This window comes from Gluconobacter thailandicus F149-1 = NBRC 100600, assembly GCF_000964465.1.
Lineage (GTDB): Bacteria > Pseudomonadota > Alphaproteobacteria > Acetobacterales > Acetobacteraceae > Gluconobacter > Gluconobacter thailandicus.
Genome location: NZ_BANH01000015.1, coordinates 1 through 14,423, shown reverse-complemented (window position 1 = coordinate 14,423; position 14,423 = coordinate 1). Strand labels below are relative to the sequence as shown.

At 54.8% G+C, this 14,423-nt stretch carries 17 protein-coding genes; 5 read left to right on the top strand and 12 right to left on the bottom strand.

Features of this window, described 5'->3' with window-relative positions; translation table 11 throughout:
- Positions 1 to 287: 287 nt before the first annotated feature.
- Entirely contained in the window at positions 288 to 1,802 is a 1,515-nt protein-coding gene (locus B7444_RS04560) for a replicative DNA helicase (RefSeq protein ID WP_007283066.1), read from the bottom strand.
- 122 nt (positions 1,803 to 1,924) lie between these two features.
- Between B7444_RS04560 and B7444_RS04555 the strand changes: the two genes are divergently transcribed.
- Entirely contained in the window at positions 1,925 to 2,239 is a 315-nt protein-coding gene (locus B7444_RS04555) for a hypothetical protein (protein WP_035729689.1), read from the top strand.
- Here B7444_RS04555 and B7444_RS04550 read toward each other — a convergent pair.
- The 3 genes from B7444_RS04550 to B7444_RS16730 form a co-directional block, all read right to left on the bottom strand.
- Positions 2,215 to 3,549, bottom strand: coding sequence for a bifunctional folylpolyglutamate synthase/dihydrofolate synthase (locus B7444_RS04550; RefSeq protein WP_007283064.1), 1,335 nt, complete (start codon positions 3,547 to 3,549; stop codon positions 2,215 to 2,217). The genes B7444_RS04555 and B7444_RS04550 overlap by 25 nt on opposite strands.
- Positions 3,549 to 4,418, bottom strand: coding sequence for an acetyl-CoA carboxylase, carboxyltransferase subunit beta (gene accD / locus B7444_RS04545; protein WP_007283063.1), 870 nt, complete (start codon positions 4,416 to 4,418; stop codon positions 3,549 to 3,551). Before accD ends, B7444_RS04550 begins: the two co-directional genes overlap by 1 nt.
- A 61-nt stretch (positions 4,419 to 4,479) precedes the next feature.
- Positions 4,480 to 4,617, bottom strand: coding sequence for a hypothetical protein (locus B7444_RS16730; protein ID WP_007283062.1), 138 nt, complete (start codon positions 4,615 to 4,617; stop codon positions 4,480 to 4,482).
- Between the two features lie 77 nt (positions 4,618 to 4,694).
- Between B7444_RS16730 and B7444_RS04540 the strand changes: the two genes are divergently transcribed.
- Positions 4,695 to 5,261, top strand: coding sequence for an HdeD family acid-resistance protein (locus B7444_RS04540; protein WP_007283061.1), 567 nt, complete (start codon positions 4,695 to 4,697; stop codon positions 5,259 to 5,261).
- 68 nt (positions 5,262 to 5,329) lie between these two features.
- Here the strand turns inward: B7444_RS04540 and trpA are convergent, their stop codons facing one another.
- Positions 5,330 to 6,142 carry a tryptophan synthase subunit alpha gene (trpA, locus tag B7444_RS04535; RefSeq protein WP_007283060.1) on the bottom strand — a complete coding sequence of 271 codons (813 nt, stop codon included), beginning with the start codon at positions 6,140 to 6,142 and terminating at the stop codon, positions 5,330 to 5,332.
- Positions 6,139 to 7,365 (bottom strand): tryptophan synthase subunit beta, encoded by a 1,227-nt coding sequence (gene trpB / locus B7444_RS04530; RefSeq protein WP_010503739.1) that lies wholly within the window; start codon positions 7,363 to 7,365, stop codon positions 6,139 to 6,141. Before trpB ends, trpA begins: the two co-directional genes overlap by 4 nt.
- Before the next feature lie 177 nt (positions 7,366 to 7,542).
- On the opposite strand from trpB, the gene B7444_RS04525 reads away from it, so the two are divergent.
- Entirely contained in the window at positions 7,543 to 8,592 is a 1,050-nt protein-coding gene (locus tag B7444_RS04525; protein WP_007283058.1) for a magnesium transporter CorA family protein, read from the top strand.
- Here the strand turns inward: B7444_RS04525 and B7444_RS04520 are convergent.
- The 5 genes from B7444_RS04520 to alr all read right to left on the bottom strand — a co-directional run bounded on the left by B7444_RS04520 (position 8,589) and on the right by alr (position 12,937).
- Complete coding sequence (locus B7444_RS04520) at positions 8,589 to 9,029, bottom strand: DUF934 domain-containing protein (protein ID WP_007283057.1); 441 nt, start codon at positions 9,027 to 9,029, stop codon at positions 8,589 to 8,591. The genes B7444_RS04525 and B7444_RS04520 overlap by 4 nt on opposite strands.
- On the bottom strand, positions 9,016 to 10,689 hold the full coding sequence (locus tag B7444_RS04515) for a nitrite/sulfite reductase (RefSeq protein WP_007283056.1): 1,674 nt from the start codon (positions 10,687 to 10,689) through the stop codon (positions 9,016 to 9,018). Before B7444_RS04515 ends, B7444_RS04520 begins: the two co-directional genes overlap by 14 nt.
- Positions 10,686 to 11,003, bottom strand: a complete 318-nt coding sequence (locus B7444_RS04510; RefSeq protein WP_007283055.1) for a DUF2849 domain-containing protein — start codon at positions 11,001 to 11,003, stop codon at positions 10,686 to 10,688. Before B7444_RS04510 ends, B7444_RS04515 begins: the two co-directional genes overlap by 4 nt.
- Positions 11,004 to 11,240: 237 nt before the next feature.
- A complete protein-coding gene (locus B7444_RS04505; RefSeq protein ID WP_007283054.1) occupies positions 11,241 to 11,687 on the bottom strand; it encodes an RrF2 family transcriptional regulator in 447 nt (148 codons plus the stop codon).
- 125 nt (positions 11,688 to 11,812) lie between these two features.
- Positions 11,813 to 12,937, bottom strand: coding sequence for an alanine racemase (alr, locus tag B7444_RS04500; protein ID WP_007283053.1), 1,125 nt, complete (start codon positions 12,935 to 12,937; stop codon positions 11,813 to 11,815).
- Between the two features lie 111 nt (positions 12,938 to 13,048).
- On the opposite strand from alr, the gene B7444_RS04495 reads away from it, so the two are divergent.
- Together B7444_RS04495 and B7444_RS04490 are read left to right on the top strand one after the other, a co-directional pair.
- The gene (locus tag B7444_RS04495; protein ID WP_007283052.1) at positions 13,049 to 13,513 is read left to right on the top strand and encodes an Lrp/AsnC family transcriptional regulator; all 465 of its coding nucleotides are present in this window, start codon (positions 13,049 to 13,051) and stop codon (positions 13,511 to 13,513) included.
- A 118-nt stretch (positions 13,514 to 13,631) separates the two neighbouring features.
- Positions 13,632 to 13,871, top strand: coding sequence for a (2Fe-2S)-binding protein (locus B7444_RS04490; protein WP_081603775.1), 240 nt, complete (start codon positions 13,632 to 13,634; stop codon positions 13,869 to 13,871).
- A gap of 42 nt (positions 13,872 to 13,913) precedes the next feature.
- Here the strand turns inward: B7444_RS04490 and bfr are convergent, their stop codons facing one another.
- Entirely contained in the window at positions 13,914 to 14,402 is a 489-nt protein-coding gene (bfr, locus tag B7444_RS04485) for a bacterioferritin (RefSeq protein WP_035729732.1), read from the bottom strand.
- Positions 14,403 to 14,423 lie beyond the last annotated feature (21 nt).

The window sequence follows — 14,423 nt, the reverse complement described above, 5'->3', positions numbered from 1 at the left end:
TTCCGCCTATCTGGGCCATAGTTCTCTTCTCAGCCCCTTAGAACCTCCTCCATTTTTCATATGCCCGATGAACCAAAAACTACAGATTTCCGTAATTCCTGAGCAAAAAGCCGCAACACCGTTTTCTGAAACACAAAAGTGTTCCCAATTATTTTGAGACAAAATATTTCTATATTATTAACGATAGGCGTGAATTTGCCGATTCTGGATCTCGATAAGGGATTTCAAGACCTCGCCCCCTTGGAACCGAGACCAAAAAAAAGCGGCCCGAAGGCCGCCTTTAATTGTTATTCGTGGATAATATCCAGATCACCAAACCGGGTGTATTCACCCTCGAAATACAACTGGATCATTCCCGTTGGTCCATGTCGCTGCTTTTCCAAAATCAGCTCTGCCTTGTTATGCACAAGGGCCATTTTTCGCTGCCATTCTTCAGTCGCCGCCTGGAATTTCTCATTGCTATCGTAAGCACTGTCCTTAGGCATTCGCTGCTGAAGATAATACTCATCGCGATAAACAAACATCACCGCATCAGCATCCTGCTCAATGGAACCCGATTCGCGCAGATCCGAGAGCATTGGTCGCTTATCTTCGCGAGACTCCACCTGACGGGACAACTGGGAGAGAGCAATCACAGGAACCGAGAGTTCTTTGGCAATTGCCTTCAGACCCTGGGTAATCATCGAAATTTCCAGCACACGGCTATCAGGCTTTGTGCCGATAGCAGGACGCATCAACTGCAAGTAATCGACCACCACCAGGCTCAGACCCTGTGTCCGGGCAAGTCGCCGGCAACGTGTTCTCATGGCTGAAAGAGAAATCGCCGGCGTATCATCGATGTAAAGAGGCAGCTTCTGCAACTCACGCGAAACGCGGACAAAGCGATCAAATTCCTTTTGCCCGATATCACCTCGCCGGATTTTTTCGCCCGAAACTTCTGCTTCGCCCGAAAGAATACGCGTCGCCAACTGCTCGGACGACATTTCAAGTGAGAAGATTGCAACCGATCCGTGAGGTTTCTCCCCTCGTTCCTCTGCGTCTCTCATGATCGAACGAGCCGCAGAAAACGCAATCTTTGTCGCAAGCGCCGTCTTACCCATCGCAGGACGACCCGCAAGAATCAGAAGATCAGAAGGATGCAAACCACCCGTTCGCTTATCCAGATCCCGCAAACCAGACGTCAGACCAACAACGTCCCCAGTTCGCAGAAACGCCTTTTCCGCAACATCAATGGCGCCTGTGAGAGCCTTTCCGAAGGAAACAAAGCCACCTTCCTGACCGCGTTCCGTCGCCAGCTTAAACAGAGCTTCTTCGGACGCAGCAATCTGATCACTGCCATCCAGATCTGGTCGGGCACCAAAAGCGTTGTTGACGACGTTCTCGCCAATATCAATCAACTGGCGCCGCACCCACGCATCATGAATGACACGACCATAGTCGCCCGCATTCACAATCCCCACCATCGCCGTCAGCAGCTTGGCCAGATAAGCAGGGCCACCAGCCGCATCAAGCACACCAGTATGCTCGAACTCGGCTTTCATGGTCACAGGATCAGCCAACTGCCCACGCTCGATACGACGGGCCACAGCCTCATAGATCCGACCATTTACCGAGTCGGCAAAATGCTCTGGCTCCAGAAAATCTGAAACCCGTTCGTAGGCCTTGTTATTGGTGAGAATAGCACCGAGAAGCGCCTGTTCGGCCGCGATATTCGCTGGCGGAGAACGGCGCAAAAGCGCGCTTAGCCCTCCATCATCGGAGGAAGCATCAGACGCAGCTGAAGAAGGATAGGATTCGATCATAGTCACGCCAGTCTTTTACCACCAGCATGCCTCCGAATCAGAGACCGAATGTGCACCCATCCTGCCAATCAGACGTTTCCACTGAAAACAGGCTTGCACCATCTAAAACGGAAACCAGTATCATGACATCGAGGGATCAGTTTCACGCCAGCCTTCAGACCCAGGCCCCTCCTCCGACTTTGTCACTCTCCCAGGCCGCCCTCTGGTGGATCGGAAAAAAGAACTGGGCAGAAGCACATCGCCTGGTGCAGTCAGCCGAAGGCACGCGTGAATGCGACCGCATCCACGCCCTCCTTCACCGTCAGGAAGGCGATCTCGCCAACGCCCGTTACTGGTACGCTCGAGCCGATGCCAGAATGCCTGACCAGACCATCATCCAGGAATGGGAAGAACTGGTCCGCCAGGCCTTCCCTCAGACCAGAACCCAGCCATCCTGAGCAAGCGCCACACCAGCAAGATAAAGGCTGCCACAGATCAGCACGCGCGCAGGAGTAGAATTCTGCGCCGCTAGTCGATCCAGAGCTTCAATAATGGTCGGACCGGCAGTCGCCACACCACCAGACGCAGCGATCAGCTCCTCCACCGGCGTTGCAAGATGCTGCCCCTCTTCAGCCACAGCCTGAAGACTGGCCGCACGTCCAATCAACGGCTGAAGAAAACCGCTCACATCCTTGCTCTGCTTAACGCCAGCAATGACATGAACAGGCCTGTCGCTCCATCCATCCAGCACAGCGCCAAGTACTTCACCAGCACCGGGGTTATGCCCACCATCCAGATAAAGCTCCCAGCCAGCCGGAAGCCTTTCTGCAAGAGAACCATGCAGCCTCTGAAGCCTTGCCGGCCAGTCCGTTCTGGCAATACCGCCATAAGCACTGACGAGAATATCCAGTCCGGATACTCTCAATGCCGCAATCGCAAGAGCCGCATTCGTTCCCTGATGCGGTCCCTTCAAACCCGGTGACGGCAGATGCAGAGTTCCCTGAGGATCAGAGTAGTGAAGACCATCGGCCTCCCCGACTACCTGAATATCCTGCCCCAAAACCCACATTGGCGCGCCCAGCGCCTCAGCCCGCACTCGAATCGACTCCAGTGCTTCCGGAGCCTGAGGAGCCACGACTACCGGTACGCCAGGCTTGATGATCCCGGCCTTCTCACCAGCAATCACATCCAGCGTCTCTCCAAGAAACGCCTGATGATCCACACTGATGGTCGTGATGGCACACGCCGCAGGCTTTGGAACCACATTCGTGGCATCCAGCCGTCCGCCCAACCCAACTTCCAGAATCACAAGATCAGCAGGAACCCGCGAGAAAAGAAGAAAACCCGCTGCCGTCAAAACCTCGAAGACTGTGATCGGCGCCCCGTCATTGATGCGCTCAACCTCTTCGAAAGCCTCAACCAGCGTATCTTCATCAACCAGCTTACCCGCCAGACGGAACCGCTCGGTGATGCTCACAAGATGCGGGCTCGTCATCACATGCGCCCGAAGACCCGCAGCCTCCGCAATGGCTCGCAGGTTGGCACAGGTACTCCCCTTGCCATTCGTTCCCGCCACATGGATCACCGGGGGCAAATGCTGCTCCGGATTGCCCAGCTTGGCCAAAAGAACTTCAAGCCGCCCAAGGGAAAGGTCAATCAGCTTCGGATAGAGCCGATGCAAACGGGCAAGAACTTCACCCGGTCGCCCCTGATACTCGCCCGGAAGACGCACAGGTGCTCCCATGTCCCCCCCCTTCTGGGCGTTCATCAGGCCGCGACGTCCGGTGCTGTCTTCTGGCGCGTCAGCATCCCGAGAATACGTCCCAGCAGCTCAGGCAACTCAGAACGCTTGGCAACAATATCCACCATGCCATGTTCACGAAGATATTCGGAACGCTGGAACCCCTCGGGCAGCTTCTCCCGAACCGTATCCTGAATCACGCGCGGCCCGGCGAAAGCAATCAGCGCATTCGGCTCGGCAATGTGAATATCGCCCAGCATCGCAAAGGAGGCCGACACACCACCCGTCGTCGGATTCGTAAAGACCACAACATACGGCAGCCCAGCTTCCTGAAGCATCTGAACGCCAATAGTCGTCCGCGGCATCTGCATGAGGCTGACCGCCCCTTCCTGCATCCGCGCACCGCCTGACGCCGTGTAAATCACAAGAGGCGCTTTCTGCAGCACAGCCAAACGGCACGCCGCCACAAAAGCCTCGCCTACTCCAGCTCCCATCGTCCCCAACAGGAACTCGGGCGCCATCACAGCCACCACGGCCTTCTGACCCTGAATGCGGCCGTGAGCAACAACCAGTCCCTCATCAAGGTGAGACTTGTTCCGTGCATCCTTCAGACGATCCGCATAGCGCTTGGAATCCTTGAACCCCAACGGATCGACCGGCATCTTCGGAAGCTCGATCGTGGTGTACTCACCCTCATCAAACGTCCAGGCCAGACGCTCCTTTGCTGTCGCCCGCATATGATGCCCACAATGCGGACAAACCTTCTGGGACCGCTCCATTTCCTTGACGAGCATCATCTGCCCACAGGATTCGCAGTTCGTCCAAAGATTATCCGGCACGTCCCGCTGAAGCAGGCCACGCAGCTTGGGTCGAACGTAATCGGTCAGCCAGCTCATGTCGTCTCGTTACTCTCTGCCTGCCTTCGGGACGAAGGCCAGAATGGTGAAAAGGCCTGTTTCAGACCATCAATATCCGGCGCGTTTTAGCGCCACCAGCATATTTATGCCAGCCTTGCCAGCCAAAACCCTCCCAGACGCCCAGAAACATGGCATCCATGCCAGCACATTGGCCATCGCCCTGATGCTCGGCAACCATTCCTGCCCTACACTCATTTCATCGGGTAAGATCGGCATGCGAACAGACATTTGCAACGCCCGCCATGGAGAAGTTTCATGTCCAACAGCTTTAATACCCTGCAATTTTCCAACAACAGATCAGGCCTGAAACCGGGCTGGTTCATCGGCGTAGGAGCAGTCCTTGTCCTCCTGGGCCTGCTCGCCGCTTTCGACGCGGTCGCCCCAACACTAGCCAGCATGGTTCTCCTCGGCGTCCTGCTCATCATCGGCGGAATCGCCCAGGTCGTGCAGAGCTTCGCTCACAGAGGCCTTCCTCTCCCCAACCAGTGGCTCTCTGGCCTCATCGGCGGCCTCTATATCCTCGGCGGCCTCCTTCTTATCGAAGAACCCGCAACCGGCTCCGTCTTCATCACCGCCATCCTCGCCGGATGCCTGATTTTCGCTGGAATCAGCCGTGCCTTCTGGGCCGCTGGACACCGCGCCACTGGCGGATGGAGCCTCCTCGCCGTCAGCGGCGTCCTCACGCTCCTGATCGGGATCCTGCTCTATATGACACTCCCCTGGTCCGGTCTCTGGCTGATCGGAACCCTGATTGCTATTGAGCTCCTGATGGCCGGTGTCTCTGCTATCCTGTTCGGCATGTCCCTGCGCAACCAAGCCTGATCACAACGAAAAAGCGCACCGGGATCACTCCCGATGCGCCTCCCCAACCTGAACCCCAAAACCGGGAATCAGACCCGAACCGCCGCCGACAACGCCATCAACTGTTCAAGCACAGCCGGCAGCGTCTTGCCCGTCGCCTTCCCGTCAGACAGCGTCCCCGCCATCGTCTTGATCAGAGCAGAAGCCACAACAGCCGCATCCCCGATCCGGGACGCCGTCCGCGCCTGCTCAGGCGTCGAAATCCCGAACCCGATCGCAACCGGCAGATCCGTCACTTCCCGAATCTTCGGAAGAGCTTCTTCAAGCTGCGCCTGGCTGGCACTCCCCGTCCCCGTAATTCCCGTGATGCTCACATAATATACGAAGCCCGATGCATCTTTCAGCACATGGAACAGACGCGTCCGGGACGTTGTCGGAGCCACAAGCGAGATAATATCCAGCCCGGCCGCCCGCGCATGGGCATCCAGCAGATCCGCCTCTTCCGTCGGCATATCCACAACAATGATACCATCCACACCTGCCTGAACCGCATCAAAGCAGAATTCTGCCGGGCCATAGCTATCAATCGGGTTCAGGTATCCCATCAGAATGATTGGCGTTTCGGTATCCGTTTCCCGGAAAGACCGCACCATTTCCAGCACGCCACCCAGCGTCGCCCCAGCCTTCAGCCCCCGAAGAGCCGCAGCCTGAATCGTCGGACCATCCGCGGAAGGATCGGAGAACGGCACGCCAATCTCGATCAGATCTGCCCCCGCAGCAGGCATCGCCTTCAGCAGTTCCAGCGAGGTCTCATAATCCGGATCAAACGCCTGAAGATACGGAATCAGAGCGCCCCGTCCCTCCTTCTTGAGGGCTTCAAAACGGGCTTTGATACGGCTCACAGATTCACTCCCAGATGGCTCGCCACAGTGAAGATATCCTTGTCTCCACGGCCAGAGACGTTCAGCACGATAATCTTGTCCTTCGGCATCTCCGGAGCAATCTTCATCACATGCGCCAGTCCATGCGCGCATTCGAGCGCCGGGATGATACCTTCCGTCCGCGTCAGAAGCTGGAACGCATCCAGCGCCTCCTGATCCGTCACACCAACATACTCGGCACGGCCAATATCATTCAGCCAAGAATGCTCCGGCCCAATCCCCGGATAATCCAGCCCTGCACTGATCGAATGAGCCTCTTCGATCTGACCATGCTTGTCCTGAAGCAGATACGTCCGGTTGCCATGCAGCACACCCGAACGCCCACGAGAGATGGATGCCGCCGTCTTGCCGGAATCCAGACCCAGCCCGGCAGCCTCTACACCAATCAGACGCACATCCGCATCATCAAGGAATGGATGGAAAATCCCCATCGCATTGGAACCGCCACCAATGGCCGCAACAATCACATCCGGCAAACGCCCCTCAGCCCGGACAATCTGCTCCTTCACTTCCGTGCCAATGATGGACTGGAAATCACGAACCATCTCAGGATACGGATGCGGGCCAGCAACCGTGCCCACCAGAAAATATGTATCCGCCACGTTCGCAACCCAGTCGCGCATGGCTTCATTCATCGCATCCTTGAGCGTTCCGGCCCCAGCCGTTACCGGCTTTACCTCAGCCCCAAGCAGATGCATGCGGAACACATTGGGCTTTTGACGCTCAACATCCGTCGCCCCCATGTAAATAACGCACTTCAGCCCAAAAAGCGCACAAACCGTCGCCGTTGCTACACCATGCTGGCCAGCACCCGTCTCAGCCACAATCCGCGTCTTGCCCATTCGCCGCGCGAGCAGGATCTGCCCCATGACGTTATTGAGCTTGTGCGAGCCCGTGTGGTTCAGTTCCTCACGCTTGAGATAAACCTTCGCACCACCCAGCTCTTCTGTCAGGCGCTTCGCAAACCACAACGGGCTCGGACGACCGACATAATCCCGGTAATAATAATCCAGTTCTTCACGAAACGCCGGATCTGCCTGAGCCGCGCGATACGCTTCCTCCAGTTCAAGAACCAGAGGCATCAGCGTTTCCGCAACAAAGCGTCCACCAAAGACGCCGAACCGGCCGCGTTCGTCCGGTCCGGAACGCAAGGAATTAGGCAAGGAAGAAGATGGGGTCGTCATACCGGGCTCTGTTCCGCTTAAAAGGCTGACCAGCGATACCAAGGCAGCGCAGGAACGTCCATCCACACATCCGTCAGGAAAACGCCGTTTGCCGAATCCCGACGTCCCTCTTGCACGGAACGTCACCGCACGACATGACTCAGGCTTTCCTATTTCCCGACCAAGGATCCCTGCCTGATGCTTCTCGCCCGGCCTGCCGGCACACCGGCCCGCGAGATCGGCCCCGACGTCGATATCAACGCCGTCAACTGGATTGACCTTATCAATCCAACCCATGACGAAATCTCAAAAGCCGAGACACTCCTCGGAGTTCACATTCCCCAGCAGGACGAACTGGAAGAGATCGAAAGCTCCTCCCGCCACTACGAACGGGACAACTGTCTCTACCTTTCAAGCCCCCTGGTGCGCCGCGCCGACGACGTCTCATTCTCCAAACCCATTGGCTTCATCCTGACGGAAAAACGCCTCATCACGGTCCGCTACACGGACTATTTTGCGTTCGATCTCGTCGGCAGAAGACTGGCGGAGTACCCGGCCGGAAAAGTTTCCCCATCTTCAACGGACCTCCTCGTCGAACTCCTCGAAGAAATTATCAATCGCCTCGCGGATATCCTTGAAGGCCTTGGCCGAACCCTCGACACCATTTCCCGTCGTGTGTTCAACGCCGAACAACCCAGAGATCGCGCCCGCGTTGGCGCCATGCTCCGGGAGACCCTGCGCCGCCTCGGCTACGCCGGTGATCTGGCCTCAACTGTCCGCGATAGTCTTCTCGGCATCGACCGTGTCCGCATTTATCTCGAAGATTACATCAGCCAGAGCCTGCAAAAGGTGAAGGATCAGGGAACCTCTCCCCTGCCGGCAAGAGATACAGCGGGAAAATCCCCAACCCCGGCTGACACATTCAAATCGCGCCTCAAGGTCGCAGGACGCGACATCGCCTCCCTTAACGACTTCGACGCCCAGATCGTCAGCAAGGTTCAGTTCTTGCTGGACGCAACGCTGGGCTTCATCAGCATCGAACAGAACGACGGCATGAAAGTCCTTACCGTCACAAGCGCGATCGGAATCATGCCGACCCTGATCGCAGGCATCTACGGCATGAATTTCAAGGACATGCCAGAACTGTCCTGGAAATACGGCTACCCTTACGGATTGGCGCTCATGGTGCTGTCCATAATCTTGCCTCTCCTCTGGTTCTGGCGCCGGGGCTGGTTCGGAACCCGCTAGGTTTCTTCCTCAATCCGCAAACCAGCACCAACTGGCCGAGAAGGCAGAACGGAACGCTGATAGGCCACCGGGAAGCGGTCCAGCTGCCGCTTCCAGAGTTCCGGATCGCTGCCCTCCGGTAGAACAACACTATCCACACCACAGCGCTTCAGAAACGCTGCCTGATCCGGCAGCACGTGCCCTTCAGCACGAATTTCCCCGGAAAACCGCAGATATTCCCTCAGTTCCCGAGCCTGCGTAAAAACACGCCCATCCCGAAAGATAGGGAACCGGAGAACAACAAGTTCCAGCCGGTTCAGATAAGGCTTCAAAGCCGCCGGATCATCCGCAATATCCAACAGCACCGCCCGCACATCCGTGTTCTCGGCAAGCTCAGGAAGCGTCACCAGAGATTCGTGAACCTTTGCTGTCCGCTCACCCAGTTCAAACAGTCTCATAAGCCGCCTCCTTGAAGGGAGCATCCCCCAGCCGATCCAACGTATCGAGGAAAGTCTCTCCGTCCTTCCGGATTCCAAGATACCGATCTACAAGCCTTGCAATCGCATCAACCGTATCGTCTTCCGGTAACGCCGGACCAAGAATCGTGCCAATAGAAGCACCGTTCTCCGCCCGTCCGCCAAGCGTGATCTGGAAGAACTCCTCACCGCGCTTGTCCACCCCCAGCAGACCGATATGGCCCGCATGGTGATGTCCACAGGCATTGATGCAGCCGGAAATATTGATCCGAAGCGCCCCAATCTCAGCCTGAAGGGATGCGTCTCCAAACCGAGCGCCAAGCTTCTGCGCAATCGGGATCGACCTCGCATTCGCAAGCGCACAATAATCCAGACCCGGGCAAGCCACGATATCCCCGATCAGCCCGATATTGGCAGACGCAAGATCAACCTCTTTCAAGCTGCTCCACAGATCATACAAACGATCCTGTCGCACATGCCCCAGAACAATATTCTGAAGATGCGTAATTCTCAGTTCACCAAAAGAATACTCATCCGCCAGATCCGCCAGACGATCCATCTGCGCAGACGTCGCATCTCCCGGAATTCCGCCAGCGGGCTTGAGCGAAACAACCGCAATGATATGCCCGGCCTCACGATGCGGATGCGTATTGCTTCGAACCCACAAATCAAACTCCGGGTTTTCCCGTTGTCTGTTCGCCAATTCCTGAGCAGCATTTTCCGGCGCAGACAATTCGGGAACCGCGAAACGGGCCTGAATCGCATCCACCATTTCGGGCGTCAGGCGATAATGCTCCAAGTCCATCTGAGCCAGTTCAGCCTCAACAGCCTCCCGATAAGCGTCAATACCCAAAGCCTGAACAAGAATTTTGATGCGAGCCTTGTAGATATTATCCCGACGCCCATGAGCATTATAAACGCGAACAATCGCCTCAAGCGTCGCAAGCAGGCGCTCCTCAGGCACAGAATCAAAGATTTCCTGCCCAATAATGGGAGTACGCCCCAGCCCACCACCAACAAAAATGCGGAAAACCGTCCGACCGTCATCCCCCGGCCGCGCCAGAATACCGATATCATGGAAGCGCGCTGCCACACGATCGTGCGGACTCCCCGAAATAGCAATCTTGAACTTGCGCGGCAAGAACGTGAATTCCGGATGCAGCGTTGACCACTGCCTCAGAATTTCTGCATGGACGCGAGGATCAACAAGCTCATCTGCCGCCGCACCAGCAAACTCATCAGACGTCACATTCCGAATGCAGTTTCCGCTGGTCTGAATGGCATGCATATCCACCGTAGCCAGATCGCGCAGAATATCTGGCGTTTCTTCCAGCTTGATCCAGTTGAACTGAATATTCTGCCGGGTCGTAAAATGCCCATAGTCGCGATCATAGTGGCGAGCAATATGCGCAAACATCCGCATCTGCTTGCTATCGATCGTGCCATAAGGAATGGCAATGCGCAGCATGTAGGCATGAAGCTGCAGATACAGACCGTTCATCAGCCGAAGCGGCTTGAACTCATCTTCGCTCAGACTACCGTCAATACGACGAGCCACCTGCTCGGAGAACTCAGCGATCCGGGCTTCCAGAAAATCGCGGTCAATCTGATCGTACTGATAATGGCCGACAGGAACACTCACTGCACGGTCTCCACTGCAAATTCCGGATGTACGGTCGGGCCATGCGCCCGAATACGCTCGCGCACCGTCACCGGCTCGGGCGGATCAACATCTCTCACCGCCACTTCATACACACCCACAACGCCATCTTCCTGCGCCCGGATCTGAGCCAACTCTAGCACATCGCCCACGCGTTCAGCATCAAGCTTCTCGGCAGCGCCAATGACAGGGCGCCACCGCCCCAGCCGATCCCGCCAGACAATCGTTCCATCCAGAAGGCGATTGGCCGTCAGCACGAGTTTTTCACCCGCACCAACACGTACTGGTCGTTTCATGATGCCCTCCGCTGAAACAGAACTGACGTCAGGTGAGCCTCCACAATGAGCGCAGGCAGGCGCCTCTGAGTTCTTCCCATTATAAGGAAGACCGCATCAGAGGATTGCAAAAACAGAGCGTCCAACAGAACGAGAGATAATTCACCATAACAATCCAAATAATGATCTATTATGGTGAATTATCCAACCTCTATCGCAAAGTTTTTGTGATATTTTTTTTATAACTATTTTATTTTGTTATATAGAAAATGAGATGGGTGCCCGACTTGGTCGCTGCATCCCCGCTTCCTCAGCCTGGCGTAGCATCCCTTCCAGAGTCACAGCTTCCATTTTCTTGGCCAACTCCGCATTCATCACAGACCAGAAAGGCTCCAGAACCTTCTCCACGAGAGGGTTAGCCGCCTCATTTTCCGGTACGCGGTCTTCCGTCACAGCCTGAACAATCTCATGCAGGGTAATCGTCCGGGGCGGACGACCAAGACGGTATCCTCCCTTCGGCCCTCTAACGCTATCCAGAAGCTTTTCCCGTGAAAGAGCCTGTAGAACTGGCTCGATTCCACGTCGAAGCATATTCCCCCGCTTGGCAATGTCAGCACCACTGACCACACCGGAACGCCCCGCATGAAAAGCAACATCCAGCATGATTGAAACTGCTGTCAGGGCACGATCACGACGGAGATACATGATTTTTCCGAATTCAACGTGAAAGAAATGAGCTCTTGAACAACCCGCGATGCTCGTTCGTGTATTTGGGTCTTTCAGACTGCCCTGTCAATCACGAGAACCAGATAAAGTCCCAATCCGGCCCTTCACTCTGTATATTCACGATAATACCGCCCACCAAGAGAGGTTAGAATTTCGTAACCAATCGTGCCTGCGGCGGCAGCTACATCATCTACACTTCTACGAGCCCCAATGAGATCGACATGCATGTCTGCATGTAACAATGCTTCAGGTACGGCAGACACATCCAGCGCAAGAGAGTCCATAGAAACACGACCAACAATCGGCAGCCTGATATCCCCAAACCAGGCGCATCCTGTTCCGCCGTTCTGGCGAGAAAACCCATCCGCATATCCAACAGCAACAGTTGCAATACGACGAGGTCCTTCCGGCTGGTATGTCAAACCATACCCAACGCCCTCTCCCACATCGACATTCCGTAACTGAAGAACCCGCGCCTGAAGACGAACAACCTGTTTGAGTGGGTTGGCGGCTTCAGTATTAGGTGCGATGCCGTAAAGCGCAGCCCCGGGACGGACCAGCCCCATATGATACGCTGATCCAAGAAATATTCCCGACGACGCAGACAGACTTAACGGAGCTGGCGGAAGCATGGCAGCCATCTCCAGAAATCTTTGTCGCTGCATCTCATTGGCAGGATTTGCCGGATCGTCTGCACACGCAAGATGACTCATAATGAGATTTGTACGGATACCTCCCAAGCGTTCCGGATCATCAGCCAGATCGCCAACATCCTTACGCGACAGTCCAAACCGGGACATCCCGCTGTCCACCTGAAGCACGGCATCCAAAGGACTCTGTTGACGCAAAGCCTCTCGCTTCCAGAGATCAACCTGATCGAGGCTGTTCAACACAGGCCGCAAGTCAAAATAAACACACTCAGCAGCAGCATCAGGCCGAGGACCATGCAAAACCGTAATCCGGGTTTCTGCTGAGACAATCTTACGAAGGGCAATTCCCTCATCAACATGCGCGACAAAAAACTCGCGCGCGCCAGCCCTTTCCAGAACAGGAGCGACCTGCTCTGCTCCCAGACCGTAGGCATCGGCTTTCACAACAGCAGCACAGACTGCCGCATTCACCTTTCCGCACAGAAGGCGATAGTTGTCGGCAATAGCAGCCAGATCAACAGTAAGTGTCGCTCCAGCACGAGATGCGGGCCAGAGATGCGGGCCTGATAAGATCGTCATAGATTTATCCTACCCATACCGTAATAAAATTTCCTGCATAATCTCAGCATATTCTTCAGGTAAAAATCCTATATATGCATTATATGCGCAAAAAAGACGGAAAATTGTGACATGATCTTCGACCGCACCACAGAATCAATTCTTCGTCTCCTCCAGCATGATGGTCGCATGAGTAATGCAGATTTGGCCGAGCGCGTAGGACTCTCCCCCTCTGCCTGCCTGAGGCGCGTCAAAATGCTGGAAGAAAAAGGTATTATCCGCGGATACCATGCTGTCATTGATGATCGCTCGGTTCATAATCTTACAACCGTGATCGTACAGATAACTTTGGAACGCCTTACAGACGAAGCTTTAAGACGTTTTGAAGCTCGTATCAAAGAATGCGCGGATATTCGCGAGTGCTACCTGATGACAGGAGAAGCCGATTACCTCCTGCATGTCGCAGCACGTGATTTGGCAGACTATGAGCGAATCCACAAAGAGGAGCTCTCACGGCTGCCTGGTGTAATCCGTATTCAGAGCAACTTTGCCATCAGGCCTGTGGTGCAGAGGTGGAGCGGCAACCTCTCACCATGAAACCAGATTTGAATAAACTGTCACGGGCCCAAAATTTATACGAAATGCGTTTGCGAACTACTCTCAACTGACATATACAAAATCTATCGCATCCTTTTCAGGACACCACGAGCAGCTGATGATCGTTTGTTCATGTAACGCTCTATCACATAAAGATGTCGAATCGGCGATTAATGCCGGAGCCTCCAAGCCCTCGGATATCTACACAGCACGAAAATGTCGTGCTCAGTGCGGTAACTGCGTCCCCGGGATGGTGTGCCTACTCAAGCAGGCAATACAGGAGCGAAAAAAAATCCAAGCAACCATTGCCACAGCATCCATCGCTGCAAAGCCCGTGGAGCAGAGTATTTATCTCTGATTACAAAAAAATACCCGGAAAATCCGGGTATTTTAAAGACCTTTATTCCTGATCAGGAGCAGCTGCAGAATTTTTCTGGATATAGCGCTCAATTCCAACCTGCTTGATCAGATCAAACTGCCGATCAATAAAGTCTTCATGCTCTTCTTCATTCACGAGAATCTTCAACAGAAGATCACGGGAAACGTAATCACGCACGCTCTCGCAATACGCGATACCTTCGCGCAGATCTTCAATGGCTTTCTCTTCAAGCTTCAGATCGCACTGCAGGATTTCTTCAACGCTCTGGCCAATCAAAATCTGGTTCAGACGCTGAACATTCGGCAGACCTCCAAGGAAGAGAATACGTTCAATCAGCCAATCGGCATGACGCATTTCTTCAATGGACTCTTCATATTCCTTCTTACCAAGCAGCGTAACACCCCAATGACGCAGGGTCCGCGCATGCAGAAAATACTGGTTAATTGCAGTCAGCTCATTGGTAAGCTGCGTGTTCAAGTGCTCAATGACCTTAGAGCCTGTTTGGAAAATCGATCTGATGTGATTCAAGCT

Coding starts and splice junctions, on each gene's coding strand:
- B7444_RS04560 (WP_007283066.1), bottom strand. CDS start 1,802: ATGATCGAATCCTATCCTTCTTCAGCTGCGTCTGATGCTTCCTCCGAT.
- B7444_RS04555 (WP_035729689.1), top strand. CDS start 1,925: ATGACATCGAGGGATCAGTTTCACGCCAGCCTTCAGACCCAGGCCCCT.
- B7444_RS04550 (WP_007283064.1), bottom strand. CDS start 3,549: ATGAACGCCCAGAAGGGGGGGGACATGGGAGCACCTGTGCGTCTTCCG.
- accD (WP_007283063.1), bottom strand. CDS start 4,418: ATGAGCTGGCTGACCGATTACGTTCGACCCAAGCTGCGTGGCCTGCTT.
- B7444_RS16730 (WP_007283062.1), bottom strand. CDS start 4,617: ATGGTTGCCGAGCATCAGGGCGATGGCCAATGTGCTGGCATGGATGCC.
- B7444_RS04540 (WP_007283061.1), top strand. CDS start 4,695: ATGTCCAACAGCTTTAATACCCTGCAATTTTCCAACAACAGATCAGGC.
- trpB (WP_010503739.1), bottom strand. CDS start 7,365: ATGACGACCCCATCTTCTTCCTTGCCTAATTCCTTGCGTTCCGGACCG.
- B7444_RS04525 (WP_007283058.1), top strand. CDS start 7,543: ATGCTTCTCGCCCGGCCTGCCGGCACACCGGCCCGCGAGATCGGCCCC.
- B7444_RS04520 (WP_007283057.1), bottom strand. CDS start 9,029: ATGAGACTGTTTGAACTGGGTGAGCGGACAGCAAAGGTTCACGAATCT.
- B7444_RS04510 (WP_007283055.1), bottom strand. CDS start 11,003: ATGAAACGACCAGTACGTGTTGGTGCGGGTGAAAAACTCGTGCTGACG.
- B7444_RS04505 (WP_007283054.1), bottom strand. CDS start 11,687: ATGTATCTCCGTCGTGATCGTGCCCTGACAGCAGTTTCAATCATGCTG.
- alr (WP_007283053.1), bottom strand. CDS start 12,937: ATGACGATCTTATCAGGCCCGCATCTCTGGCCCGCATCTCGTGCTGGA.
- B7444_RS04495 (WP_007283052.1), top strand. CDS start 13,049: ATGATCTTCGACCGCACCACAGAATCAATTCTTCGTCTCCTCCAGCAT.
- B7444_RS04490 (WP_081603775.1), top strand. CDS start 13,632: ATGATCGTTTGTTCATGTAACGCTCTATCACATAAAGATGTCGAATCG.